This is a genomic window from Streptomyces sp. Y309, from assembly GCF_056712025.1.
The window spans coordinates 339,424-365,148 of the sequence record NZ_JBWYAE010000004.1; the positions used below are offsets into that span (position 1 = coordinate 339,424).

Annotated in this window: 17 protein-coding genes and 4 pseudogenes; 9 read left to right on the plus strand and 12 right to left on the minus strand. The window is 66.1% G+C overall.

The window, feature by feature from the left end:
- Positions 1–289: 289 nt before the first annotated feature.
- Both AC0KTA_RS41745 and AC0KTA_RS41750 read right to left on the minus strand, forming a co-directional pair.
- Positions 290–553 (minus strand): hypothetical protein, encoded by a 264-nt coding sequence (locus tag AC0KTA_RS41745; protein ID WP_481057151.1) that lies wholly within the window; start codon positions 551–553, stop codon positions 290–292.
- Positions 554–562: 9 nt separating this feature from the next.
- Positions 563–799 carry a YcaO-like family protein gene (locus AC0KTA_RS41750; protein WP_481057152.1) on the minus strand — a complete coding sequence of 79 codons (237 nt, stop codon included), beginning with the start codon at positions 797–799 and terminating at the stop codon, positions 563–565.
- A 1,074-nt stretch (positions 800–1,873) separates the two neighbouring features.
- On the opposite strand from AC0KTA_RS41750, the gene AC0KTA_RS41755 reads away from it, so the two are divergent.
- Positions 1,874–2,452: a transposase gene (locus AC0KTA_RS41755; protein ID WP_481057153.1), complete on the plus strand. Its 579-nt coding sequence runs from the start codon at positions 1,874–1,876 to the stop codon at positions 2,450–2,452.
- A 208-nt stretch (positions 2,453–2,660) separates the two neighbouring features.
- On the opposite strand, the pseudogene AC0KTA_RS41760 reads toward AC0KTA_RS41755, so the two are convergent.
- A pseudogene (locus AC0KTA_RS41760) lies at positions 2,661–3,887 on the minus strand (IS110 family RNA-guided transposase).
- Between the two features lie 722 nt (positions 3,888–4,609).
- On the opposite strand from AC0KTA_RS41760, the gene AC0KTA_RS41765 reads away from it, so the two are divergent.
- Entirely contained in the window at positions 4,610–4,873 is a 264-nt protein-coding gene (locus tag AC0KTA_RS41765; protein WP_481057154.1) for a hypothetical protein, read from the plus strand.
- Between the two features lie 150 nt (positions 4,874–5,023).
- Here the strand turns inward: AC0KTA_RS41765 and AC0KTA_RS41770 are convergent, their stop codons facing one another.
- The 3 genes from AC0KTA_RS41770 to AC0KTA_RS41780 all read right to left on the minus strand — a co-directional run bounded on the left by AC0KTA_RS41770 (position 5,024) and on the right by AC0KTA_RS41780 (position 6,491).
- The gene (locus tag AC0KTA_RS41770) at positions 5,024–5,221 is read right to left on the minus strand and encodes a DUF397 domain-containing protein (RefSeq protein WP_481057155.1); all 198 of its coding nucleotides are present in this window, start codon (positions 5,219–5,221) and stop codon (positions 5,024–5,026) included.
- On the minus strand, positions 5,187–6,086 hold the full coding sequence (locus AC0KTA_RS41775; protein WP_481057156.1) for a helix-turn-helix domain-containing protein: 900 nt from the start codon (positions 6,084–6,086) through the stop codon (positions 5,187–5,189). The genes AC0KTA_RS41770 and AC0KTA_RS41775 overlap by 35 nt, the downstream gene beginning before the upstream one ends.
- A gap of 276 nt (positions 6,087–6,362) precedes the next feature.
- On the minus strand, positions 6,363–6,491 hold the full coding sequence (locus AC0KTA_RS41780) for a hypothetical protein (RefSeq protein ID WP_481057157.1): 129 nt from the start codon (positions 6,489–6,491) through the stop codon (positions 6,363–6,365).
- A 1,702-nt stretch (positions 6,492–8,193) separates the two neighbouring features.
- Here AC0KTA_RS41780 and AC0KTA_RS41785 point away from each other — a divergent pair.
- Both AC0KTA_RS41785 and AC0KTA_RS41790 read left to right on the plus strand, forming a co-directional pair.
- Positions 8,194–8,661 (plus strand): SSI family serine proteinase inhibitor, encoded by a 468-nt coding sequence (locus tag AC0KTA_RS41785; protein WP_481057158.1) that lies wholly within the window; start codon positions 8,194–8,196, stop codon positions 8,659–8,661.
- Positions 8,662–10,060: 1,399 nt separating this feature from the next.
- On the plus strand, positions 10,061–10,600 hold the full coding sequence (locus tag AC0KTA_RS41790; RefSeq protein WP_481057159.1) for a hypothetical protein: 540 nt from the start codon (positions 10,061–10,063) through the stop codon (positions 10,598–10,600).
- Here AC0KTA_RS41790 and AC0KTA_RS41795 read toward each other — a convergent pair.
- Together AC0KTA_RS41795 and AC0KTA_RS41800 are read right to left on the minus strand one after the other, a co-directional pair.
- Positions 10,592–10,762: pseudogene (locus tag AC0KTA_RS41795) on the minus strand (NF041680 family putative transposase); the annotation flags it as partial. The gene AC0KTA_RS41790 and the pseudogene AC0KTA_RS41795 sit on opposite strands and share 9 nt — an antisense overlap.
- A gap of 15 nt (positions 10,763–10,777) precedes the next feature.
- Positions 10,778–11,967, minus strand: a pseudogene (locus AC0KTA_RS41800) (IS110 family RNA-guided transposase).
- Between the two features lie 467 nt (positions 11,968–12,434).
- Between AC0KTA_RS41800 and AC0KTA_RS41805 the strand changes: the two are divergent.
- Positions 12,435–12,875: an SSI family serine proteinase inhibitor gene (locus tag AC0KTA_RS41805; protein WP_481057160.1), complete on the plus strand. Its 441-nt coding sequence runs from the start codon at positions 12,435–12,437 to the stop codon at positions 12,873–12,875.
- A gap of 577 nt (positions 12,876–13,452) precedes the next feature.
- Positions 13,453–13,809, plus strand: a complete 357-nt coding sequence (locus AC0KTA_RS41810) for a hypothetical protein (protein ID WP_481057161.1) — start codon at positions 13,453–13,455, stop codon at positions 13,807–13,809.
- 586 nt (positions 13,810–14,395) lie between these two features.
- Here the strand turns inward: AC0KTA_RS41810 and AC0KTA_RS41815 are convergent.
- The 4 genes from AC0KTA_RS41815 to AC0KTA_RS41830 form a co-directional block, all read right to left on the minus strand.
- Positions 14,396–15,004: an SIMPL domain-containing protein gene (locus AC0KTA_RS41815; protein WP_481057217.1), complete on the minus strand. Its 609-nt coding sequence runs from the start codon at positions 15,002–15,004 to the stop codon at positions 14,396–14,398.
- Between the two features lie 300 nt (positions 15,005–15,304).
- Positions 15,305–15,619 carry a helix-turn-helix domain-containing protein gene (locus tag AC0KTA_RS41820; protein ID WP_481057162.1) on the minus strand — a complete coding sequence of 105 codons (315 nt, stop codon included), beginning with the start codon at positions 15,617–15,619 and terminating at the stop codon, positions 15,305–15,307.
- A 579-nt stretch (positions 15,620–16,198) separates the two neighbouring features.
- Entirely contained in the window at positions 16,199–16,888 is a 690-nt protein-coding gene (locus tag AC0KTA_RS41825; protein WP_481057163.1) for a Dabb family protein, read from the minus strand.
- Between the two features lie 496 nt (positions 16,889–17,384).
- Entirely contained in the window at positions 17,385–17,870 is a 486-nt protein-coding gene (locus AC0KTA_RS41830) for an SSI family serine proteinase inhibitor (protein ID WP_481057164.1), read from the minus strand.
- A 206-nt stretch (positions 17,871–18,076) separates the two neighbouring features.
- Between AC0KTA_RS41830 and AC0KTA_RS41835 the strand changes: the two are divergent.
- The 3 genes and pseudogenes from AC0KTA_RS41835 (at position 18,077) to AC0KTA_RS41845 (ending at position 25,634) form a co-directional block, all read left to right on the plus strand.
- A pseudogene (locus AC0KTA_RS41835) lies at positions 18,077–19,267 on the plus strand (IS110 family RNA-guided transposase).
- Positions 19,268–20,814: 1,547 nt separating this feature from the next.
- Entirely contained in the window at positions 20,815–22,536 is a 1,722-nt protein-coding gene (locus AC0KTA_RS41840; RefSeq protein WP_481057165.1) for a non-ribosomal peptide synthetase, read from the plus strand.
- Positions 22,537–22,592: 56 nt separating this feature from the next.
- Positions 22,593–25,634: an amino acid adenylation domain-containing protein gene (locus AC0KTA_RS41845; RefSeq protein ID WP_481057166.1), complete on the plus strand. Its 3,042-nt coding sequence runs from the start codon at positions 22,593–22,595 to the stop codon at positions 25,632–25,634.
- Positions 25,635–25,725 lie beyond the last annotated feature (91 nt).

Consider the following 25,725-nt stretch of genomic DNA (forward strand, 5'->3'; position numbering starts at 1 on the left):
AATTCGGTGCCGAACTGGCGTTCCTCGGGAGTGGTTCGCTCCGTCAGGAGGGCGGCAAGCCCGTTTAGGGCCTTCTCTGGGGGCAGAGCCATCCAGGTCGAGCAGCAGCCCGCTGTGCAGACAGCGGGCCCACTCGTCCCACTGGGAGTTCCCGGCGCGCGCGAGACGCCGCACGCTCCGGCGGCAAGCGGGCCGACGAGGTCGCGGCGTTCGCGGTCGTCCACGGTCTCGTCGTCGGGCCAGTCAAAGCCCTCGCCCAGGTGAACTCCTGTGGGCCATCGGGCATGGACTACCGGGTTTGTAGGACGGTCCGGGAGGAGGTGACCTCTCGGTAAATCTTGCAAACCACGTTCATCGGGTCCAGGCTGCTGGTGCCCATCACCAGCTGGCTCAGGGCCTCGCTGTGGTCGCTCAGCACGGCCGCGTACACGACGGGCACTTCGATATCCGAGGTGGCGTCGTGGAATCGGTACTCCATGAAGTCGTCCCACCGTCGGCACTGCTGTTCGCACAGGGCGGGCTCCCGGCTCCCGTCGATTTCGGGGAGGGCCAAGCACTGGAGTCAGGCCAGAGCGATCAAGTCGCGTTCGACGACCTCGCACATGCCGTTCACCAGCATCTGCTTGAGATCGGCATGGATGGCGCAATCGATGGAGATCGGGTTGATGATGCCCTCGCCGGCAGCCTCGGGGGTGGTGAACAGCCATGCGTAGCCGACTGGTGCCCACACCGGGCGGCGCAGGCTGAGCGACCAACCGCGCACCCAGCCCTGCGACAGGCTCTTGTTCGCGGGGATCATCAGCCACGCGTCGTCGTTGGCGAGTTCGGTCTTCTGGGCAGCGTGGGAGTGTGACCCGGTCGACCGCCTCGTCGCCTAGCTCGTCGGCGGTGGCCCAGCGCACCAGCCCGTGCTGGCAGGGAGGGGTGGAGTAGCGCTCAACTGTCTCGGCCACGCTGATCAGGCGGGCACGCTCGGAGTCGATGCCGCAGCCCGCGCCGCCCACCTCGTCGAGTCGGTAGTCGAGTTCGCCGGGCAACGGGGGAGGCCGAAAGCAGCCCTTGATGGGCCGTACTGCGGGTCCGGCCAGGCGCTTTACGCGACATAGGGCAGCAGAGCCGCCGTCCCCGGACGGGAACCGAGCACCAGGTCCGGCTGACGGGGCGTCGCTCACATGTGTACCCACTTGGTCGCTGCCTCTCTCGAAAAACGGCCCGCACAGGCGGGCCATAGCCGTCGTTCGCCATGTAGCTGTGATCAAGGAAGGTTGCGGCATCATACATTACGGGCAAACCATACACATTCGGGAAACTCGGGCAGTTGACCGCGCTGTGGATAGTGACAGCGGCGTGTCGGTCCGCTGATCCTGGGGTGGCTGCAGCCGGCGCCGTCCCGAGGGTCCCGTACAACGAGCCGCCCAGGTGCTTCGCATCGCCGGTGAACTGCAGAATTCCTCTGCGCATGCTGCGTGTCTGTTGAGACGGTCGGTGTAGCTCCTGCCAGCAGTACGCATCCCGAGACCGAGTGCAAAGCCCCAGATCCTGCCACGCGTTGAGCTCGTAGAAGTGGAACCTGGAGGGCGGACTCTCCCATTCCTTACTACCGTGAGGCAGCACAGCTCCGGCGTCCTCATCAGCAGGCGCGCTGTCAACAGCCATTCTGACCTGGCTCTCGCGAGATTTATGGGCTCTGTCGCTGATTTGGGGGTAGCGGCCAGCGGGCGGCCCTGGGGAATCACCTGAGTGTGGACGGGCCTGTGCCTGTTACTGATCTCCTCTTCCCCGGTGCAGACGTTGATGTAGATCGACTGTTGATCACGGCGAGCGTGGTGTTCCTGGGGGCACAAGCCGGGGAGGTGAGGCCTGTTCATCTCGGGTGCACTGCTACTACGAACGGTGTCTTGCCGACCGTCCCGTTGCCGGCCGCCGCATCGAAATTCGTCTGCGGGCACGGCGGTTCACCTGCCTGAACGCAGCGTGCTCGCATCGGACGTTCGCCGAGCAGACACCGACGCTTACGCGTCGGCACGCACGGCGGCGGACCGAGTTCCTGACGGCGATGCTCACGGGTGTGGCCCTGTTCTTGGGCGGCCGACCGGGTGCCCGGCTCGCACGCCGGATGTCGGTAACCACGTGCAAAGACACGATGCTACGGCTGATCAGGGCGCCGCCCGAGCCGGGTATCGGCCCCGTCCGAGTCCCCGGCGTCGACGAGCTCGCGCTGCGCCGCGGGTGGAAGCACGCGACCATCCTGATCGACATGTCCACCCACCAGCCCGTCGACCTTCTTGCCTGCCGGACCGCCGAGACGTTCGCGGCCTGGCTGCGCCAGCACCCGGCAGTCCAGATGATCTGCCGCGACCGCGCCGGAACCTTCCGTGACGGCGCCTGCGCCGGAGCACCCCAGGCCCCGACAGGTAGCCGACATCTGGCACGTGCTCCACGTGCGCCGTGAGGCTCTGATTGATCGAGTGGAGGTGGGAGACCTTCGCCGCCGTCCTGTCGCAGCAGGGCGGTGAAGCTGGGGGCAGCCTGACCCTGGAGGTGCCGGGAAGGGTGGCACGCGGCCCGACAACGTCGGGACGTGTCAGTACTGCCAGATGATGCGGGTTCGGCAATCGAGACGGAGAGGTATACGAGAGACATCGCACGGAGCCAAGTAGTCAAGCCGCAGACGCGAGGAGGGAGGGGAACGCTACGTGTTCGTCGAACAGTTCGCCTGCGTGGATGCAGTGGTAGAGCTGGCCGATCATGCGGTTGAACAGATGCCGCTGGGCCTGTGCGTGTCAGTCTCCCTTCTCGCGGCGGCGTCCGTAGTGGGTCTTGGCTCCGGGCGAGGCTGTGATCGCGGAGAACGCCCACAGGTAGCCCGCGTGGTTGAGGCGGTCGTTCTTGACCATGCGGCGGCCCACGTGGTGTTTCTTGCCCGAGGCCCGGGTGATGGGTGCCGATCCTGCGTACGACTTCAGGCCGCGGGCGTCGGCGAACCGTTGGCGGTCGTCGCCGATCTCGGCGAGGATCCGGGCGCCGAGCTGGATGGCGAGCCCGGGGAAGCTCATGATCACTCTGGCGTCCGGATGGTTAGGGAAAGCCTCCTCGACCGCCTTCGCCAGGTCGTCGGTGGCGGTGCAGGCGGCTTCCAGCTGGCCGAGGAGGGCGAGCATCTGCTGGCCCAATGCCTCCTCGACGAGGGGTGGCTGGTGGGCGTAGTCACCGCGAAAGATCTCGCGCAGTCGCTGGGCCTCAGCCTCGATGCCGCGCTGGCGTCCGGCCCGCGTGAGGGCCGAGCTGAGCTGGGCGAGCGTGAGCCGGGCGGCCTGTTGCGGCGGCGGGGCGAGCTTGAGCAGTTCACGGGCTTCGGGGCGACACAGGCCGTTCTGCCAGCCGGCGAACGCGTCCAGGGCCGAGGGGTAGAACTCCCGGAGCAGGGACCGGAGTTGGTTGGCCATCGTCTGCCGGTTCCAGGTCGCGTCCTGCTGGGCGCGGGCCAGGACGGCGATCGCGCGGGCCAGATCGCTGTCCTGCGGCAGCGGTCGGTGCATGGGCATGTCGGTGCGCAGGATGTTCGCCAGGACCAGGGCGTCGCCCGGGTCGGACTTCTTGCGGCTGACGCCGTGGCGGTCGCGGTAGCGGGCGGCGGCCATCGGGTTGATCGCGAACACCTGGCGCCGGCCTTGCCGCAGCACGGCAACGAGCAGGCCGCGGGAGGTCTCGATCGCCACCGGGATCGGGGTGCCCTCGCTGTCGCCGTGCTCGGCGAGCAGGTCGAGCAGGATGCGGTAGTCGGCCGCATCGTCGCCGATGCGGCGCTTGGCCAGCAACTGGCCGGACTCGTCGATCAGGGCGACATCGTGATGCCGCTCGGCCCAGTCGATTCCGCAGTAGATCAAGTTGTTCCTCCCCTTGGCGCGAGTGTCTGCGCTGGTCACGAGCGCATGCGGGCCACGCGGCTCCCTAATTCCAGGCTTCTGTTGAGCCGACATCGCACAAGCCGTTCGCGGCACCAGCGCACCGAACGGGCCTCGGTCTTGCCCAGGGCTCAACGGCCCGGGACTGGCGAGAGGTCACCGTGCAGCGGGCTCGCACCACTAACAACGCTCGCATCGGAATCGCTCAATAGCGATCATCAGATCGAGTGGTGGCCGTCGGTCGCACCGGGCGGTGCCGCTCTCTCGTAAGGCGTCAATCACACCTGGAACCAGTAAGGCGTCGCGCTCTCGAATCGAAACAGTTCGGCAGACCGAAACCAGTCCGCCGGAACCGCTCCAAAAGAAATTAGGAACCGGTGTTTGAAGCCTCCTGAGGTGCCATCAGCTCGAACCTGGCGGATCTGGGCTGGCAGCGGTGCGTGCTCACCCTTCTTCCAGGGCGGGCAACTCCCGGGGTGTGCGTGTTGGATGCCCCAGGAGGCCACGGTGAAGTGCTGCGGGGTAGCCGTGGTAAGGCCGCGGGGGCATAGCCCCGGTCGCTGGCGCCGAAGGCGCGGGAGGCCAGCGCCCTCATCCTCACACCCGACGCCCTGGCCGAGCCGGACCAGGCCCTGCTCAAGGAACTCCGCGCCCGCTGCCCCGACTTCGCCCCCCAACCGCACGCTGGTCGAGGGTTCGTTGAGATGCTCGTCAACCACCGGGGCGACAAAAGCCTTGAAAGCTGGCTCAACTCCGCCAATACCAGCGGCGTCCCGGAGCTGCACGGCTTCGCCAACAGCCTGGCCCGCGACATCGACGCGGTCCGGGCCGGGCCGGACGCCGACTCCTCCGCCACCACGTCCTGCTCGCGTGACCACATCACACACCGTCAGCACGTTCACGAAAATCTTGCGAGATCCAGAAGCCGCCGATGGCCGTTGACATTTCGCCGTTGCTACGGGTTATGAGCCGTGATGCGCGGTATGCATGGTTCCGCCCGCGCCATATACCCCATGATCATGCGGCGGTGCTGGTCGGGTGTTCGAGTGCGACCGTTAGTGGCGGGTGTTGCCCCCGCCTTCGGTTGCGGAGACGGGGGCACCCATGGGGTCTCTGTATCAGGTGTTGTACCGGCCGACTTGAACGTCCGTGATGAATTCGAGCCAGGTGGGACCGGTGAACTGGAGTTGTGGCCCGTTTGTGTCCTTGCTGTCGCGGACCTTTACGACGTTGGGCGCGGGTTCAGCTATCTCGATGCAGGCGCCCTTGTCGCCGCTGTGCTTACTCTTGCGCCAGTGCAAATTGCTTGCTGCCATTGCGCACTGCCCGCCCTTCGATGTCTTGGATTGTGTTGATGATGAGGCGACGGCTGGAGGCCGGGGATAGTGCGGCGGCTTGGAGGTGCCCGAACGTCTTCTCGAAGCCTTCGCGGTCGTCAGGCGCCTCCAGGAAAAGGTCACCGCCGAGCGTCTCGACGTAGACGACTGGCGAATCTCCTTTTCCGCAGGTCAAGATCGCGAACGACCCCATCATGGAGGAATGGGCGCCGACGCTGAACGGGATCACTTGCAGCGTGGTGTTCGGTCCCTCGCTGGCCGTGAGCAGGTGCGTCAGCTGCTCGTGCCGTACGTCGCGGCCGCCGACCTCGTAATGCAGCGCGGCCTCCCCGATGACTGCCCACAGCGGCGCGCCGCGTTCGGCGAATGTGGCCTGCCTGTGCATCCGTGCTGTGACGTGCGCCTCGATCTGCTCGTCTGTTGAGTCCGGCTGACTGTCGCGTGCGTGCGCGCGGGCGAAGCGCTCGGTCTGGAGGAGACCACTGGGAAGCGTCGGCTCCCATGACTTGATGGACAGAGCTTCCGATTCAAGATCGATGTAATCGCCGTATGCATCCGGGATAAGGCCGCGCAGGGGCCGCATCCAGGCGGGACCATGGGGCCGGGTGGCCAGCGTCAGGAGCTCCTGCGCCTCGTCACGGGAGGCGTGGAACTTCTCGATGACGGCGAGCACGTTGATCTTGTGCGGGGTGCTCTTGCCGCTCTCCATCGCAATCCACGTGGAGCGGTGGATGCCGATCAGGTCGGCTGCCTGGCCTTGGGTAAGCCCGGCGCGCTCCCTGAGTTGGCGGATGGTCCTCCCGAGCCGCCGGAGCCGCACGGTTCGACGCGCAGGTTTCGACATGAGTCAAGCGTAACCTGTCTCCGCGCGCGTCAATTTGATCACGATGATTCGCCTCCGATTCCGTGAAAGAGCCCCGGTTCCAACTACCGGGGCCGACTGGTTACTTGAGACCGCGGGTGTGCGCAGAGACTCGCTGGCGCGGAAGGCAGCCGCGCGAGGTCTCACCCTCGTGAATCACGATGAACTCGAATCCGCTGCCAACCGGCATTACTAGGAGAACCTGACCGGCGTTAGCGACAAACCGAATTGCTCTGTACCGCTCGTCCTTGTTGCGCACTATGCCTGCACCGGCCAGAAGTTCCGGGCGGGAAGTGAGTTGGCGATACTTCGGGTCGGCTTGGCCTGCGGGGTACTGATGGGCTCGCCACTCTTGTTTTCGCGGCCGACCACGATCTGGATTTCCACGTGTACACCTTCTCGTTGACGATCTTTTGGCGGCGTTCCCGAGGAGCGACCTCCGGGAACGCTCGGGCATTGACCGTAATATCTATGCGTCATGGTAGTAGCAACCTACGTGGGTGAACTGACTGGCCATCAGTTCATGGTGCACAACAAGATCCCACACTACAGATACACGCACAGGAACTGGCACACCGTCAGCCACGCAATGGCGCACCCCCATGGCCCTCCATCCATCTGCACAGGTCTTAGCAAGCAATCAAACCGGTAGAGGCGCCGACACCCTCTCAGATACCTTCCCTTGCCTGACCCTGGCGAGAGAGGGACAGGCGGCTGTCTGCAGTGCCCAGAGGCGGAGCGGAAGAATTCACGGCGCGCGTCGGCGGGGCCGCCGCGCTGCCGAACACAGACCCTCTGTGCGGCGAGCAAGGAGACACAGGCGCGGGCTACCCCGGTCGCTCCGGGGCAGCGCGCACACCTGACACCTCAACCGGCCACTGGAATCGGGGACTTGCGGTGCCGTCAATCGCGACAGCGCCGCAGTAGGTCCCCTGGGTGTCGCGCTGGCTGGCCCTGCTTGTAGTCAAGGGCGAGCCGGTAGCCGAGCTCGCGGGCGGGCAGCGCGAAGGATTCGGGGCGGGTGTCGGCGACCGGGATCGACGACCGGGCCGAGGGCGATCTGAGCGATGGATCCGGCTGCCGGCCGGGGCAGGGCGGCCAGCGCGAGATGACCTCTCAGCCCGCCGGAGGTGGGCTCGCTTGCTCCGCCGCTGAAATGCCAGCCCGTAGTGAGATCGACGCAGGCGAGTCGGCGCCGCTGGCTGACGGGCTTGTGCCAAGAGACCAGAGCCGTCGCGTCGATGTCGACGTCACCGCGCCAGTGGTTGGGGCCCCGCAGCAACGGGCGATCTTGATCGCCTCGCAGATCAGCGCGGTGCAGACCTGCCGCAGCAGCATCTTCTTGCGGACACGGTCGGGTCCTCCTAAGCCGCTGCGAACACGGCGGCCTGATCGAGCGGGAGTCGGCGCCTGCGGTCGCAGCGGGCTGGGCCGAGCGCGGAGGTGAAGCAGTCGAAGGTCCGGTAGATGCGGTCCGACAATGCAGCAGGGTCGACGTAGGCGAAGCCGAACGGCTGCTGGGTTGCGGTCGAAAGGCCGAAGGCGAGGATGCGCCGGGCTTCGGCCAGGGCACGCGTCGCATCAGCGGATGCTGCCGGTATCTGTCCTCAACGTCCCAGATGAGCAGATCGTTCTCCGCTGCCAGCCGCCGCACCACGCGGTAGCCCGCCTGTCAGCTCCCGGACCACCGACGCTTCAGCCGCTCCACCACGCCGGCGCGCAGCGGCAGTCCCTGGCCCTCGGGCGGCATCGGCTCGAGTAGCTCACGCAGCAGGAAGTCGGAGCACAGTCAGTTCGCCCGCAAACAGATCTCCAAGCTCGACTGGCAGGTCTCCTTGTGCGCGTGCGTGATGACCGTAGTCCGCAGGGTCATGGCCCAGCCCTTGGAGTACCTCGGCACCCCACGCAGTCCATCCGCGTTCAGGCCGTGCCCGCCGTCGTAAACAGGTAGCAGCGTTGTGCACCAAGCCATGCCCGTCCACTTCACTCCGTGACACGCTGCCTGCGAGCGAAAATCACAGACTTGGCACGCTGCTTCCACTAGTCCTGGACGCTGATCACTTTCTTCACCAGGCTGAAGGAGCCGCCAATGTCCGCCCGTGCCCTGCGGATCGCCCTACTCACTGCCGCTGCTTTCGTTCTCTTGCCGTGTGCTACGGCAGCGGCCGATCCCGTTCCACTCGATTCCCAAGGCGCGGTGACCATCACTGTCTACGAAGGTGACGAGGTCTCCCCTGACCGCGTGAACGCTAAGGCCAAGGTCAGCTGCTCCTGGCAAGGCAGCAGCATCCCCGTCCAGGGGCGAGGCCGCACCCACCCCGCCCAGAAAGTGTGCGACAAGCTGGTCGAAGCTCACGGGGACTTCACCAAGCTGAAGCCTGCCGAGGGTCGCGTCTGTACTGAGGAGATGAGCCCGGTCACCGTCGTCGCCGAAGGCAGGTGGGATGGTGGGCCCACCAGCTTCACCCGCACCTACTCCAACCAATGCGTCGCCAACGCTAAAAGTGACGATGTGTTCAACCTGGATCCGCTCCACCACCTGACCAAGAGGCCCTGAATCGCTGCGAGGGCCGTTAATGAACTGTGGCAACGGCCCTCGCAGCATTCAGCGAAGGAACGAGACGGATCCCGCCGAGGCGGTGGCTCCGAATCCGAACTGGGCGGAGGCGACGCGATGGTAGGTGTCCGAACTGGGCAGAGAGCCATTGTTTGACCGGCCTGGTCAGACGCCGTGTCATCAGCGTGATCGTGGCCATCCCTCGTGACGCCCGCCGAAGCCGGGCGAGCGCCCGCAGAAACACCCCGTGTCGGGAGATTATCAACGCGCTCGCCTCCCTGGGGCGGTGGCTGTGCCTGGCGACTCCTCCACACGACTTCCGCCCTACCGTTTACCACCACTGGCCACAGTGGCGGATCGGGGGGCCACTGGGAAGAGATCCTGGCCACGCTTCGCCGCACTGGCCAGGAGCGTGAACCGACGCTGCGTGCCGAGGTGTTGGACAGCCAGAGCCTCAAGGCCCCCCGAGCGCGGCTGGCGCCGTCCGACATGACTCACACCATGCTCGACCGGTGGCGCAAGACCGTCGTGGCCTGCGACGCCAGCCATGACCGCATCTATGCAGCACAAGCAGCCAGATCATTCACGCTGTGATCACGGGAGAGTCAGATGACCCGAGAAAGCGTCATGCCCGCATCAGTGGAAGCCATGCGGAAAGAACTGCCACAGCAGACACCTCGCCGCGACCGACCCAACTTCGTGACTGTCCGCCTAACGTCGGCGCAATCCCCGCCACGAACGCAATCTCCGCAACTACCTGGCCCTTCCTCGGCCTCGCCGCCGCTCTGCGCTGCTACAACCGGCTCCCCACCCATCACGAAGAGACACGACCTAGTCGCCAGGGGCCGGCGCGTTGTGGCTAGTACTCCTCCTCGTTCCGTCGACTGACGGAAAATATCCGCTCCGCTCCACGAAGTGGCATAGCTTCATGTGGAGTTGTCGTCGTTACTAATGGCAGACGGTCCGCTAGGCGCGCGTGACAATGGGCGGTCCGGCAGCGTTTGGCGGATGCAGGGACATCGCGTGGTCCGGAATGTGTAGATCATCCACAAGGACGGTCTCGACCGTAGGTCCCCAGGACCGGGCTCACCCACATCAGGCGACGTCGACACCGTGCCCAGCCCGGAACTGCACCGCCGTCTGCTCCTCCTCACCCCACACGCCACGCACGAGTCGACTGTCTCGCTGCCTGAACTCTTCTGCCTTCCCTGGCAGATTCGCAAAAGGCCATCGCACGGGCCTCTCCCCGCACTCTGCTGACAGGCCCTCATCAGTCGAGCCTGCCCCACGACCGGACCGCCGCCACAACCCGAACCTCGCATCCCTATCCGTACATTTTCAACATTCCGGACGGGCCAGCTCCCTTCGCGATACGGCATAAATTTGAGAAAGGCAGCGCATGAATCTCTTCGAGTTCTATAAGCTGTACACGCATTCCGTGGAATCAGAGATCTGTCGCGCGGGTTATTCAGGAGGGTCCTATTCCGTGGCCCTCAATGACCCGCACCATCAGTCCTGCATCGCTCTATGGGATTGGGCTCCCGGTTCCGCCCGCCTGAATGCGAAAGCGTGGCCCTTTGGGCTTCTGCTGCTCTGGGAAGACGTCTCTGGGTGGCGATACGCCCGGATGGAGGAACACGGAGGCGCCAGACCTGCGGTCGATCTGGCTGTACCGGTTCTGGCTGCCCCAACGAGCATCGCCACCCTGCTTCCAGCCCTCCTGGACGGGCAGGTGGGGCAGCTGCCAACATCTGAGCTTCGATGGAAGCTCGCCGACATCACGAAGGGTCTAGCTAGGCCACCGCACGGCGGCGGCAGGTGTGACGAGGACCGCCGGGTCGCAGAAGAGACAGCAGGTCATTTCCGGGAGTGGACAGCAGTTCACTTCCGGGAGTGGCAGGAGAAGCTGGACAGCGGTGCTGGTGCATCCTCGGCCTGATAGAACAGCTGCCGCGCATACCGGCGTCCCACGGCGATGCTCGCCCACCAGCGACAGCTCGACCAGCGACCTGACCGGGCCATCCGCACACAACACCGCATCCGCCAGCTCGAACAGGGCATCCGCACGCGACGTCAGACACGAGTAGAACTCGCCCCGAATTCCTAATGCTGTCTGTCAAGCCGCGAGAGCCGCAGGAGGCACGACCTCGTAGATCCATCCGTCGCGCAGGAGTGCCCAGAGGACGTTGACGCGGCGGCGGGCCAGGGCGAGCACTGCCTGTGTGTGCCACTTGCCTTCAGCGCGCTTGCGATCGTAAACCGGCGTGGCTCCTCGCAGTGGCGGATTCTGAACAACACCGAGGTGTAAAAGACGCGTTGGAGCCTGCGGTTGTTCTCTGGGAGCGGCGCAGGTTGCCGCTGACCTTGCCGGAATCGCGGGGAACCGGGGCGACGCCGCCGAAGCCAGCGAGGCGGTTGGGGGTACTGAAGACGGTCATGTCGCCGCCGGTGGCGGCCAGGAACTCGGCGCCGAGGATGATGCCGAGCCTGGGCATGCTGGTGATCACGTCGAAGACGTGGTGTTCGTGAAACCTGGGCCTCGATGAGGCTATCGAGTTCCGCGACCTGCTGGTTGAGGCCCATCACCTCCTTCGTCAGCGTGGTGCACCAGCTGGGCGGTCAGCTGCTCGTCGGCCAGGCTGGTGTGCTGGCGCTCGGCGGCCTGAAGGGCAGTCTCGGCGAGCTTGTCGGCGCGGAGACACGGTGGTTGCGCAGCCAAGTTTCCAGCCGCTTGGCTCTGATCCGTCGGAGGGCAGTGAGGGTCTGGCAGCCAGTCAGCAGGGTGAGCGGGCTGGTGTTGGTGAGATCCAGTGCACACTCCAGGCCCCGGAAAATACCGGTGTGTTGAGCGCGGAGCCGGTTGACGGTGCGAGGGCGGTCGGCGACAAGGTCCATGCGGCCGCCTGTGAGGATCTTGAGGTCGGTCACGGTCTCGCCGCCGGTGCGTAAGCGGTGCAGGTCCCGGCGGGCGCGGACCTGGTCGGCGATGACGGCGGCGTCTTTGGTGCCGGTTTTGCCCTCGCCGCGGTAGCTCTCGGGGGGCGCGGTGGATGGCCCGGCCGGAGACGTAGTGCACCGGCTGGTCGTGGTTGAGCAGGATGGCGATGGCCAGGGCGGCTCCGCTGTCGGCAAGGTCGATGCCGCAGGTCACCTCGTCGCCCTGCGCCAGGTCGTCGGCGAGGAGTTGGAGGAGTTCGGATTCGTCGTTGGCGACGCGCCGGAACAGCGGCCGGCGGCCGCTCTGTCGATCGCGACGCAGTGGTGGTGGGTTTTGCTTGCGTCGATGCCGCCACAGATCGCGGCCATGTGGTGCCTCCGTGCGGTGTGGTGCTGGTGCCTCCCGACGGACGACCTCGCTGTCGATTCCCTACGGAGCGATCATTCGCAATTCCAATTGGCAGCCGAGTCGTCGTGGGGCGCCAGGCGGCCAGTCAATGCCAGCCACGAAACGGCAGAGGGTTGAAAGCCACACCCGACGCCCCCGGGTGGGTCAACCATGCGCAGGGTTCGCCCGGTCCTGGTGAAGAATGTAGGAAGCGTGACAGCTCCGCGCACGGCTCATTCAACCCTCGATCTTAAAGATCAAGTTAGAAGACTGTGCGAGAACCAGCGGCCTGTCGTTAGGCCGTGATCGCCTGAAGTTCATGCGGGTTCTGGGCGTCCACTTCATTTCCTGACACGCCGCCTGCGAGTGATGATCGGAAACTCGGCAGGGTTGTTCCACTATTGCTGGGTGCTGACATGCTTTCCTCGCCAGGCTGAAGGAGTCGTCGATGTCCGTCCAACCCCTTCGAACCGCCGTGCTCGCCGCGGTTCTCGCCCTCGCGCCAAGTACCGCTGCTTTAGCCGCTTCCGCTCCGCCCCACCCCTTGGGGGAGCTGACCATCACCGTTCACCAGGGTGAAGACTCGATGGGTGAGGTGGAGGAGGGCGACAACGTCACTCTCAACTGTTTCCCGTCGGACGACAGCACTCACCCCGACGCCTACCGTGCTTGCGACAAGCTCATGACGGCCGGCGGTGACTTCTCCAAGCTGCTGCCGAGTGAGAACGGGGCTTGCCCGATGATCTACCGCCCGGTCACCGTCGTTGCCCACGGGATCTGGAGGGATAAGCCCACCGGGTTCGCCCGCACGTACGGCAATGACTGCGTCGCCGGGGCGGAAAGTGGCGGTGTGTTCGATCTGACGCCGTCGGTGATGCCGGTGCGCTGAGCCGTTGCTTGAGGCTGAGGGCCTTCGTCGAACCTGTTACAAGACCCTTCACCTCTATGCCGGCAGTGCACCCGTCACCCGCGCCAACGGCACGAGCCACATGGGACCAGCGGCAGAGTCACGAACCAGCGCCTGGCCGCCGTCGGCGACGTGTGGGCCTTCGCCTCCTTTAGAGGACGTCTGGTTTGCTGGGACGTGCCCGGTGAGCAACTACCGCCTGGCTGCACCGAGGGATCGGAAAGACTCGTGGGAAGTCCCAGGCTGCGAGGAACGGATGTTCAGAGGCTTACTTCAGCTTTGCGAGATGTGCCGAGGCCGGCTGCCTCGGGGGACGTGGAATGCCCGGACGCTGCAGTGGCGTACATGGCAGTCCGTCTGCGACGAATGCCGTCAGATATTTGCGGAGTCGCATGACCAACAGGAACGCGAGCGGGAAGAGATCACCTCATGGCTGTCTCGGGCTCCGGCTTATGGCCCAGGAGCCCTGGCACGAGACTCAGCGCGCCACGAACAGGCGAGGATCTCGCAGTTCCACAAGCCGTACCTCCAGGAGATGTCGCTGGAGCAAGCGTCTCGCGTGCTGCAGGAGATCGTCTGGACGGGCTGTGCCTGCGTAACCACGCGCGAGCACATCCTGGAGGGGAACGAGCGGGAGGGGGACTGGCCTGCAATCGAGCCTGGCGGCCACTTCGGCATGGTGCAATTTGTCAAACCCCGCCGGGAGACTGTTCCCAGGCCTGGGAGAGGGCGCGGAGAAACGTGGACCTATTCGTTCCCTCCGGAACAGCATCAGGACTCGCTGAGGCTGGAGACTAGCCATTCGTGGATGGGCGGCCCGACGCTCAAGCACTTTGATATCGGCAGCATCTACGCAGGTGCCGGAAGCATCCACGTTGTATGGGTCCCGATTGCAGAGTACTTCACTGTCGACTGACGACCTGTGCTTATGGTGCTCCGCGCCTGCGGTGTCAACTGCCGTTCGCAGTGCCTGTGCTGCGGCGGCCGCACCCCAAGTCTGGGGCCCAGACGCCGCTTCTGATGGGTCAGGCAGTCAGTGTCACGTCGGTGGCAGCGATCGCCCGGCGAACCGGGATCGGAGCTCCCTACTTCCGCTTTGGACGGGGCAGCGGGGTATGTCGGGCGGGTCGCCGGACGGTAGCTGCATGAGACGTGAGGCGCTCCGCTGGCCGTATCGAGCTGCTGCTAGGCGGGATTCAACGAGCGGGCCGTCTTCGTTGCGGGCCGCAACGAAGGCGATGACAACGACGCTTGGGCGGTTCGCTGGTACGCCATCGTCTAGGCGCCGGGGCGAGAGCCGCGCCGTGTCAGACGTCGCGTCACGATGGTGATGAATGCTCAGTTCGGGCGGGCTTCAGAGTGTTGGGAAAGGTTTTCGTAGTTGCGGCGGGGGGCGTGATCCAGCCGATGGACCGTTCGACTTTCCAGGTGCGGGTCAGGTCGTTGTTGCTGTCGATGGTGCCCTGCCAGTGCACTGGCAGGGCGGCACCCCCTTACCTCCCTCACTTCTTCAGCTCGTACACCACCGTCACCCATGCCTGGTCCTTGATCTGCCCCGGCGCCAGCGGCACGCCTTCCTCGGCAAACGCCGCCCCCGGGACCGTGATGGGGCGCGGGTGGCCGTTCGTGCCTTCCTTGAGGGAGACGAGGGGGCCGAGCTCGTGACCGCTATCGACGGCATACTGCTCCGCCTTGTCCTGGGCGTCAGTGAGCGCGGCGCGGCGGGCTTTGGAACGGAGGTCGTCCCGGTCGGCGATGTCGAAGGCGATGTGGTGGATGCGACCGGCGTCGCCGGTCGCATCCACCACGGCCTGGAGGACGGCACTCGCCTTGTCGAGCTCGCGGATCTTGATCGAGAAGGTCTGTCCGGCGCGGTATGTCACCTTGGTGGCGCCGTTCTGCTCCTCACGGATGGGGGTCAGGGTGAGGTTCTCGGTGCGTACGTCCTGGTCGGCGACTCCCTGCTCGCGGACCGCGGCGAGCAGCGCGTCGGCTGCCTCGGTCAGCGCCGCGCTCGCCTCCTCGGCGGTGGGCTCGGTTACCTCCACGCCCGCAGTCACGACGGCCATGTCGGGCTCGGCACTCGCACTGCCCTCACCGGTCACCGTCACGGTGGAGGGCGCGGGGGCGGGCGCGGATGCCGCGGTGGGTGCGGCGGCGTGGGCGGGGGCGGTTGTTGTTGCGGGTAGTGCCAGGGCGGCGAGTGTTACTGCGATGGCAGCGACAGGGCGTAAGCGCGAGGACGTGGGGTGTACGGGCATCAGCTGATCCTTCCGGTCGGCTGCCCCTCCTGAGTCAAGGGGCATTGAGCGGATATCCCAACATCGCTGCCTGCGTGTGTGTGCGAGCCACTCCAGCCGTGTCACCTCACCGGGCCAGATGTTCCGGTTCCTGCCGCGGGCGACGGTCAATCAGGGTGACCGGCATCGGCTTCGGCTTCGGCGAGTTCGTGTCGGCGCATCTGTTGTATCTGCTTGCGGTTCATGACCTGTCGGGTCGGATGCGGTGTAGCGCGACGTGACCGGTGTCGGCGTGGACGACTTGCCGACGGTGGTCTTGTGGACCTGGAGGTTGACCTCGGGCTTGATCAGGTTGTTAGGGGTGCACTTCAGGATGTCGCAGAGCGCAACGAATGCGTGCATGTTCCCCCTCTGAGGGAACCGGGTGACTAGTCGGTAGACGTGTTGACGCGACAGCCGGACGCCGCGTTGGGCGAGTAACGGCACCTGGCTGATGCTCCAGAACCACCTGACGCTCCGCCATCAGCTCTCGGCGCTGCCACTGGTAGCTCATTGTCTTGATCACGCCATCACCTCATGGTCGTTGCCGAGTCCGTTCCTCCACTCGACGGTGTGCGGGACCGAGTCGCTTGCGTGGAAGACCTCCTGCGGGCCCGGCAAAGCGTTCCGCGCAGACCTTCGGCCAGTCGTAGCAGGCGTCGAGGAGGTACACGAGGACGAGAGCGATCGTGACCTCGCAGGTCCGGCCGAAGGGCTTCCGGACCTTCCGGCCGTCAGCCACCTTCTCCAGGCGAGCAGGCCAGGCGCCGGACTGCGCGGGCCACTGATCCCCACCTGAACTGCATCGCCAGCGGATCGGACCGCTGTCTTCGGGAGCGGGACGGCCCAGGAGCCCGGCGCGCAACCCGCATCTCGGTCACACTCGGTTTCGCTCTTTCGCCTGGGCTGCGCGGGGTCATGTGATGCGGCAGGCCAGCTCGGACAGCCGCTGACCAGGTTCTATTTACGCGGCAGAGGCATTTTCTGCCTACGAGATCGGGTGACAGGCCGCTGGAATCGAGGCGATTACTTGCCGTCGTTGAAGTCGAAAACGACAACGCCAGAATCGTCGAGGAGTGGTCCGACGAAGTCCTTAAACGACTGGTGTGCCTTGTCGTAGAACTTGGCATCAGTAACGACGGGTGTACCGACGTAGTAGTTCCGATCACCTTCGGAAGCGAACGTCACGGTGAATCCTTGCTTCATGTTCAGTCCCACCCCCTCGCCGCTGGTTTGCGTACCGGATTCAAGAGACACAATGTACATTCTCCCGTTACGGGTTGCCTGCGTCCTGAGGTCACGGAACTTCTTCATGACCTCGTCTTGTTTCTCCTGAGACGTTCCCTGCTTGAATCTGAAGAGGACGATATGCTTCACTGTCCCCGGCTTGTAGTCCGATGCGGTGAACTTACCTGGACCAACGTCCGCTAATTCCTTCTTTAAGGCGTCCGCAGCGCTCTTATCCACCTGTTCCACCGACGCCGACGTGGTGGGTGTCGAAGACTTGGCTGCCGGAGAGCCTTTATCTTCGTTGGAGCATCCGGTAAGTGCAGCCGCGGAAGCAGCAACTGCGACGAGAGCACCGGCGGTAGTAGCACGCCTTTTTGTTGCCATGAAGAAACTCCCCTCATCTGGGTACGCCGTGCCCGACCCCATTGGAGCATTCATTGGAGCCTGCGTAGAGGTCGATGATTTCATTGCGATCCTGTCCGGCATGTTTTTCTGAATGATATGGACCATCTATCTGCACTGCAACAGGCATTCGGTGGGCTGCGCATCAAGATGGATGGTGAATCCGCTGAAGTTCCTCTTCTTTGGATAGGGCCCAGAAGATTTCTATGGCGGTGTTGTCGAAGGGCACCCCGGTGCGGCCGCGATTCTTTTGAATGGATCCAGCCGCGGCCTCGGCCGGGGGGGGGGCTTGCGCGGGGGCGGTCTCTTGTGCGGCTTCGGCCACGGCGAGGACAGGAGCCTTACGCACTGCGCGCCGGGGTTGCCGTTTCTTGCGTGCCAGTGCTCGTACCGGAAGCCCCTCCAACTGATAGCCCCGCGGGACCGCAGCGGACAACTCGGCCTTCGGCTTCGAAGCCATGCGAGCCCCGCACCACGCGAGCATCCCGATGCTCTACCTCGTCCCGGCGGGTGGGGCCAAAACCCTCTGGAACCAGTCCCACTATGGGCAGGCGGGGCTCACCCTGACCCGTGGGTGGGGTCAGGAATCACGCATAGAAGCATTCTTGACGTGCTGACCATGATGCCAATTGCGGTCGGGCCAGAACCAGTCTGTGCCGCTGGACTGGAGCGTGCCGCATCCACCGGTGACAAAGCGGTTCACGGGTCGGCCCTGCCACCAGCCAGTCACTCCTACCGTGACCGGCTGATACACCAGACACTGGAGATCAGGAACGTCGGGGAGGGACGGGAAGACGCCGTCGTGGGCATCGAGGTAGTCGCAGGCCTCTTCGGCACGAGGGTGAGTGCCGCCGGTGGGATAACACGTCAAGGTGGCCGCAGGAGCCCCCGCTCGCAGTTGTTCCCACTCGCCAGCCCCGGAGTAGAAGACGAGCCGGGTCCGTGGGTGGGCCCCCTCGGCGGTCGCAGGTGACGTGCCCGCGGCAGCCTGGGACCCTATGGCGGCTAACCCCATCGCAACCAGTCCCACGAAAGCCGCCCGCACGTATCCACGCTTCGCGGTCATCGTTCCTTGCCTTTCTTCGTGGGCTCGTCCTGGTCATTCGTAGGATCGGGAGGGCCGGGGGTGTCGGGTGTGGCTCTCATTGTTTAGCCGTTCGTCGCTCAGGAGGATTGGTCGCCCGATACCCCGCGACGGCTCGGCCGCTGATTGGGGTGTGCGAGGCCGATCGCTGTGTAAGGACACGTTCGGCGAGGTCGGCTGCGGGAATCATGTACGACACGTCGACGGAGGCATGCGTGCCCGAGATCTGGGCCGGTACGGATGCGGGGCAGGCCAGTCACCCATTGCGTGGTGATCGACTCCCAGGGGTGGCGGTTGCTGTCGTGCCGGGTGGCCGACGACGAGACCGAGGTGCTCACGCTCATCGGTGACGTCGTGGAACTCGACGAGGAGGTCCCTGGGCCAGTGATCTGAATGCCGGCGGGGCGGCCCTGCTGATCAACCACAACCGGAAACTGCTCTGCATTCCCGGCCGCACGGTCCACCATGCCTCCGGCTTCTACCGCGGCGACGGTAAGACCGGCGCCAAGGACGCCTTCATTATCGCCGGCCGGGCCCGCATGCGCCGCGATCTGCACCCCGTGCACAGCGGCGATGAAAGCGCCGTCGATCTGCCTATCCTGACGGCCCGTCGCTGCGACCTGGTCGCGGACGGCACCCGGGCGATCAACCGGCTCCGTGCTCACATGCTGGAATACTTCCCGGCTCTGGAGCGGGCCTTCGACTACAGCGTCTGCGAAGCCGCGCTGGTCCTTCTGGCCGGCTACCAGACACTCGCCGCTCCGCGCAGGACCGGCAGGAGCCGCCTGGTCACCTGGCTCAAGAACCGCAAGGTCCGCAGGGCCGAAGGCGTTGCGAGCACGGCCATCCAGGCCGCCGAGGGCCAGCACACGGTCGTATCCGGGGAGAAGCTGGCCGCCGCCGTGGTGGCGAAGCTCGCCAGAGAGGTGATGGCCCTCGACGAGGGGGTCGGCGAGAACGACAAGCTCATCGAGGGCCGGTTTCGCGAGCACTGCCACGCGGAAGTGATCACCAGCCTGCCCGGCATCGGGGCCCTGCTCGGCGCCGACATGAACGTCTTCGGCACGGCCGACCGCCTCGCCGGCGTCGCGGGCCTGGCACCGGTGCCCAAGAACTCCGGACGCATCAGCGGCAACCTGCACCGGCCACGCCGCTACTGCCGCCGCCTGTTGCGGGGCTTCTACCTTTCCGCTCAGGTCGCGGCCCGTTGCTGCCCCGTCTCCAAGACCTTCTACGACCGCCAGAGAGCCAAAGGAAAGGGCCACAAGCAGGCCATCCTCGCTCTCGCCAGGCAGCGCCTGAACGTCTTGTGGGCCCTCATTCGCGTCAAGCGGGCGTTCACCGCCAGCCTGGGGACTCCCGAAGCCGTAGCGGCATAACGCACTCACGAGGCGTCACCGTTCCCGCTTGACAACTTCATTGGGAATCCTTCCTGTTCCGTGCCGCCCCCTCACACACCGAGAGCACCGGCGTACGCCAACAGATGGTCGCCGAGATCACCGCATGCCGCCGAAGAGACGCGCCGACGGGCACCACTACCAGACCTAGATCCAGCCCTTTGCGCTTTTGGGGTGACTCCGGGTGAGGTCATGCCAGAAGGACGCAGTGTCTGAGGTGCGGGAACCGAGCCCGGTCGTACATCTGGCGCGCAATCAACTTGATCCTCGTGTTCGCGGGCTGAGCGCAACCGGGATCGGGGCCGTGCGCGAGAAGGCAGGACAGCGTGATGACCAGCAACAACGGCACCAAGACCGTGAAGGCCAGCCGCGGAGTCACCTCCGGAATCGCCTGTCTCACCAGGGCGTTGAGGGCTCCAGCTCTGCGGGACGCGGTCGCCGGCTGGCCGAGCAGGCCCGCTCGGTGGGCTGGACCTACGAGGAATACCTCGTCGCCATATGGCGAGCAGTCACGGGTCAGCGAGCACCTGGCGGTCGACGTCTGCGTCAACGGCATAGGGGAGCAGGCTCGAGCTCGGAGGGTTGAGCGCTTTGCCCGTGACGGCACTGCAGTTATGGCGCGCGCACCGCACGAGGACGAAGCCCTGGCCGACGTCCTACGGTGCTCAAGGCCGGTGAACTTCACCGGGAGGCCACGGCCACGGAAGTAGATTCTTCCCCAGGCCTCGGCTATGTCACGCAGCTGCTGCTCGGTGGCACCCTGCTCCTGAGCCTCGCGCCTCCTGGCCCGACGCGGCCCGGCAAGCACTCGGTGAAGACCAGGGGCCGGTGTGCAGCGCCTGCCGCCAGGTGCGCAGCCGATCGCCCTGTCCTCTCTCCAGCCTCTTCGGCCAAGAGGCGGTGGAAGCGCGCGATCAGTCCGCCGGTGCCGGAGGACAGCCGGTTGACCACCCCGAGCGGACTAGCGCCGGTGCATGGCTGCCCAGTTTTCTAGCACAGCACCGACAGGCTGGGCCTGCAGCTCGACCGGCCGGGAGTGGCCGGTGCGCCGTGCCCCGCCGACGCGGCGGTGTACAGCCGAGCTGTCGGTGTTCCGCCGCCTGCATGCGCCGCTGCTCCAGCTCAACTGGACTCAACGGCTTATGAGTTCCAGTCCCCATACACCTGGTATGCCGAACGTGATCAGACCATCAAACGCGACGTCAAAGATCAGCAGGGCCCTCCCTATCTCGAATGGTGAGACGCGGTTGGGGGCTGGCTGCTGATGGACATGGCTTCTAGTCGACTTTGAAAACCGTCGACCGGGAAATGTCTCTCCGTTATGGTTTAGTTATTGACTGCGCAAATCTGTACTGTTCAGCGCATCGGGAATTTGTTCAGGTTCGTATTTGTAAAGGGTGTCCGGTATCCGCAATTCGCGGCGTATGGCTCTGTCTTCGGTGAAAAATAATGTCGGGTGGAGAAACGGGAGGAAAGTAGTGACCACCGGGGAAGTCGTCGGTACGCTCACGGAACTCTTTCGTCGGTCAGTGGAGCGTCACCCAGACCGGCCGGCCGTCAGCGATGACGTACGGACTCTGACTTATGCGCAGTTGGACCGGGAGTCCAATGCCGTCAGTGCGCTGCTCCGGAGTTACGGGGTGGGTGCGGAGGACCGGGTCGGACTGTACTTGAGCCGGTCCGTCGACCTCTTTGTCTCGGTGCTCGGAATTCTGAAGTCGGGTGCCGCCTACGTGGCCGTGGACTCGCGCTATCCGGACGCCCGCCGTGACCTCATGCTCACCAAGAGTGGTGCCAAGGTCGTACTCGCCGAATCCGGTTGGGAAGATCGGCTCGAGGACATTTCCGCGGACGTGGTTTCCGTTTCCGATCGTGCGGAGTTCGGCGACGCCGCGAGCGAGGAGATCCCGGAACCGGGCAGCGCGGCCAGCGTGTTGTTTACGTCCGGCTCCACCGGTGAGCCCAAGGCGATCGTCCTGGAACACCGCAACATCGTCTCCTTCGCCTGCAACCCGAGTCTGCCCGCGCTGACGCCCGAGGACCGCACGGGCCAGATCTCCAGCATCTCTTTCGACGCCTTCCACTTTGAGATCTGGAGCACTTTCGCCAATGGTGCGCAGGCGGTCGTACTGCCGCCGGTGCCCGATCTGCTGGCCGCGGACTTCCAGCGACAGATGAAGAAGTACGGCATCACGGCGATGCTCGTGCCCACCATGGTGGTCAACCACGTAGTCCGCGAGGACCGGGACGCATTCGCATCGCTGCGCGTCCTCCAGGCGGGCGGCGACGTGATCCTTCCGTCGGCCTGCCGTGCACTCCTCGACGGGCAGTTCAGCGGCAGCCTGTACAACCTCTACGGTCCCGCCGAGATCACCACGGCGTGCACCGCGCACCAGGTGACGGCCAAGGACGCGGAGTCCGACGTCATCCCGATCGGCCTTCCTCTGCACGGGGTGACCGTGCGGGTGCTGTCCCCGGAGCTGCAACCCGTGGACCCCGGTGAGATCGGCGAACTGTTCGTCAGCGGACCCGGTGTGGCCCGTGGCTACCAAGACTGCCCCGACCTGACCGACGAGCGCTTCCTGACGCTGGCGGACGAGGACGGAAGCGTCCGCGTGTACCGCACCGGCGACCTGGTGCGGCAGCGGGAGGACGGTGTCCTGGTGTTCGTCGGCCGTGCCGACAGCCAGGTGAAGATACGTGGCTACCGGGTCGAGCCGGGCGAGGTCGAGCGGGGTCTACGCCGCTACGTAGAGGTCCAGGAGGCCGTCGTGCTGCCGGACGGCGAGGGTAACGACCGGCGGCTGGTCGCCTTCGTGGTGCTCGATGACGCCCTGGGCACCAAGGAGTTGCGCGAGCGGGCCGAGCGGGACCTGCCGGACTTCATGGTGCCCAGCCAGTTCATCACGCAGTCCCGGATCCCAGCGACCGCGCACGGCAAGCGCGACCTGGAGGCCCTGCGGGCGATGCTCGCCAAGCACCTGGAGCGAGAGGAGGCGTACGCCGGTCCGCAGACCGAGACCGAGCGGTACCTCGTCGGGCTTTGGGAGAGCCTCCTCAACACCGAACGCGTCGGCAGGGACGAGGACTTCTTCGGGCTGGGCGGCCACTCGCTGCTCGCCTTCCGTATGCACCACCGCATCAACCGCGAGCGCGGTGTCTCTCTCGCCTTCCCGGTACTGCTCGACAACACCGTCCTTAAGGACCTCGCCGCGGCCATCGACACGGTGAGCGAAGGAGCCACGTCATAAGCCCGCAGACCGTCGACGACAGCCCCTACGCGCTGGGTGAGCGCATCGAGCACATAGTGACTCGCCATGCTCAGCTGCGGCCGCACGCGGTCGCCGTGCAGCAGGGTGAACGGACACTCACCTATGGCGAGTTGGCCGACCAAGCCGAGGTGGTCGCAGCCGCGCTGCGCCACCTCGGAGTCGAGCCGGGCCACCATGTCGGGGTACGCATGCTGCGCTCCCCTGAACTGGTGACCGCACTGCTCGGAGTGGTCCGTGCGGGTGCCGCGTATGTGGCCATCGACCCCCAGTGGCCGCAGGGCCGGGTGGACGACACCGTACGGGGCACGGCGACGGCTCTGTTCATCACCGACCGTCCCGGCGAGGCGGCTGGGGAGCGGGTGCGCACCGTCACCCTCGGCTCCCTGCTGAGCCTGGGGCGCACCCTCCCGGTCCCCGAGCCGCTTTTCGACGGCACCCGCACGGCCAGCGTCTTTTACACCTCGGGCTCCACCGGAAAGCCCAAGGGCGTGCTTTCCCCGCACCGGGGCACCATCCGCACCCTGGTCAACTGCCCCACCATCCCACTCGATCAGGATTCGGTGTTCCTCCAAGCGGCCCCGCTGCCCTGGGACGCGCTCTCGCTGGAGCTGTGGGCGCCGCTGCTCAACGGAGGCCGCTGCGTCCTGCTCGACCAGGCCACCGCGGTACTGGACGCGGAGGCCCTCGACGAGGCCGTGAGCCAGGGGGTGAACAGCCTCTGGCTCACCAGCTCACTCTTCAACGTGATGGTCGAAGAGCGCATCGCGCTCTTCGGCAAGCTGCGCCTGCTGCTGGTCGGCGGGGAGCGGGTGTCGGTGACCAGCGCCCGCCGTGTGCTGACCGAGTTCCCTGCTCTGCACATGGTCAACGGGTATGGCCCGGCCGAGGGCACCATTTTCGCCACCAACCATGTGATCCGCCCGGCCGATGTGGCCGAGGACAGCAAGGAGATCCCGATCGGTACGCCGGTGCCCCGCACCACGGTGGTTCTGCTCGGCGCCGACGGACAGCCCGTCGCGCCCGGCGAGACCGGCGAGATCGCGGTGGGCGGCGACGGAGTGGCCCTCGGGTACGCGGGCAACCCCGAGGAGACCGGCCGCCGCTTCTTCACCGAGGGCGGCAACCGCTTCTACCGCACGGGCGACCTCGCCGTGCTCGACACCCAGGGGCTGCTGCGCTACCGGGGGCGGATCGACCACCAGTTCAAGATCCGGGGTATCCGGATCGAGGCCGGTGAGGTCGAGGCCGTCCTGGAGAACCACCCGGAGGTCACCGGCTGCTGCGCCCTCCCGCTGGAGACCGCGCCCGGCCGAGTCCAGCTCGCCGCGCTGTATACGACGGTTCATGAAAAACCGCTCGAGGAACGGGAGCTACGGGACCATGCGGCGCGCACCCTGCTCGACGCCATGGTGCCGACGCTGCTCGCGCATGTCGCCCAGCTCCCGCTGAACGTGAACGGGAAGGCCGACCGCAAGGCCGTCCAGGCGCTGTTGCGCGAGGCGGCAGCACCGGCCGCGGGGCCCGGCCGCGAGGTGTCCGCGGGCGGCTCACCGGTCCTCGACGAGATACGCGAACTCCTCGGCCTCGGCCACCTCGCCGAGCAGGACGACCTCATCCGGGCGGGGGCGAACTCGCTCGACGTCATCCGTTGCGCGGCCCGCCTCGGCACGCGCCTCGGCGTACAGCTCACGGCCTCCGACGTCTACCGGCTCCGTACCCCGCAGGCGATCATCACCCACTGCGCACAGGCGGCCGCCCCCGTGGAGAAGCTGCCGGCGCCCGGCCCGCACGGTGCGTCCGATGCACCTCTGTCCCACGCCCAACAGCGGTTCTGGCTGGCGGAGATGACCTCCCCTGGCGCCGCGGACAGCATGATCGTGCTCGCCTACGCGCTGACCGGGCCACTACGGCCGGAACTGCTGGAAGCGGCACTGAACGACGTCGTCGCGGTCCACCCCATCCTGCGCACCACCTTCCCCTGGCTCGACGAGGCCCCGGTCCAGCGGGTGTTCGCGCCCCAGGCCCAGGACGCGGTGCTCGCGCTGCAGCACGTCGAGGCGCCCCAGCACGCCGGAAATGCCCAGGGCTTGGCGGAGGCGGTGACGGCCGACTGGTGGGCGACACCGTTCTCGCTGGAGGACGAGGTCCCGCTGCGGGCGAGACTGTGCCGGCTCGCCGACGACCGTCACCTGTTCTGCATCCAGGTGCACCACATCGCCTTCGACGGCTGGTCGGAATCGGTGCTCATGGACGAGCTGGCGCGGGCGTACACCGCACGGCTGTCCGGGGTGCTGCACCAGGCCGAACCGGCGCTCTCATACGGCGAGTTCAGCACCTGGGAGGCGACCCGCCTCGCCGACTGGGGCAGCCGGGACCTGCCCTTCTGGAAGGAGGAGTTGGCTGCCGCGCCGGCTCCCTTCCTGCCCGCGCCCACCGGCGCGAGTGCCGGCCCGGTGGCCCGCCTTGAACGGGTCCTCAAGGTCGACGCGGAGATGGTGCGACGACTGGCGCGGGCGGCCGCACATCACGGCGGCCCAGCCGTGGCGGCGCTGCTGGCCGGCGCGGCCCGGGCGCTGGCCCGCACCTTCGACGCCGACGACCTCACCCTGGGCTCGGTGACCGCGGGCCGGTTCGACCCCGCCCTGGAGCCGGTGATCGGCTATTTCGTCAACCCGTTCACCGTGGCGATGACTCGGGCCAGGGACGGCGACGCGGCGGACCTCCTGAACCAGGCGGCCACCCGTGTGGTGACGTACCTGCGGCACGTGCGCACGCCGTTCGACGAGCTCGTACGCGCCTTCGCACCGCCCCGCGACCGGCACCCCTGGTTCCAGGCCTGGGTCGTTCTGCAGGGCCGGCCCCCGCACGGCAGTCTCGGCGGCCAGGTCACCGTCGAACCGGTGCGGGTGCGCCCGCCGAACACCGGCATCGAGCTGACACTGGAGGCCATTCCGGCCCCCGACGGGTCCTGGGACCTCGTCGTCTCATGGCGTGCCGACGGCATCGCCGCGTCCCGGGCCGAGGCCCTCCTAGCCGAGCTGCACACCGCGCTCGGCGAAACAGCAGATTGCGCTTGAGGGAACACACATGCAGACACGGATACAGACGCAGGCGCAGACCGCCGCCCCGGTCTTCGCGCAGCTGCGCACGGTCCGCGAGTACTACGAG

What these genes read in the sequence shown, in the direction of transcription:
- AC0KTA_RS41750 (WP_481057152.1), bottom strand. Translation starts at nt 799, where the DNA reads ATGATCCCCGCGAACAAGAGCCTGTCGCAGGGCTGGGTGCGCGGTTGG.
- AC0KTA_RS41765 (WP_481057154.1), top strand. Translation starts at nt 4,610, where the DNA reads ATGCTCGTCAACCACCGGGGCGACAAAAGCCTTGAAAGCTGGCTCAAC.
- AC0KTA_RS41770 (WP_481057155.1), bottom strand. Translation starts at nt 5,221, where the DNA reads ATGGCAGCAAGCAATTTGCACTGGCGCAAGAGTAAGCACAGCGGCGAC.
- AC0KTA_RS41775 (WP_481057156.1), bottom strand. Translation starts at nt 6,086, where the DNA reads ATGTCGAAACCTGCGCGTCGAACCGTGCGGCTCCGGCGGCTCGGGAGG.
- AC0KTA_RS41785 (WP_481057158.1), top strand. Translation starts at nt 8,194, where the DNA reads ATGTCCGCCCGTGCCCTGCGGATCGCCCTACTCACTGCCGCTGCTTTC.
- AC0KTA_RS41790 (WP_481057159.1), top strand. Translation starts at nt 10,061, where the DNA reads ATGAATCTCTTCGAGTTCTATAAGCTGTACACGCATTCCGTGGAATCA.
- AC0KTA_RS41805 (WP_481057160.1), top strand. Translation starts at nt 12,435, where the DNA reads ATGTCCGTCCAACCCCTTCGAACCGCCGTGCTCGCCGCGGTTCTCGCC.
- AC0KTA_RS41825 (WP_481057163.1), bottom strand. Translation starts at nt 16,888, where the DNA reads ATGCCGGACAGGATCGCAATGAAATCATCGACCTCTACGCAGGCTCCA.
- AC0KTA_RS41830 (WP_481057164.1), bottom strand. Translation starts at nt 17,870, where the DNA reads ATGACCGCGAAGCGTGGATACGTGCGGGCGGCTTTCGTGGGACTGGTT.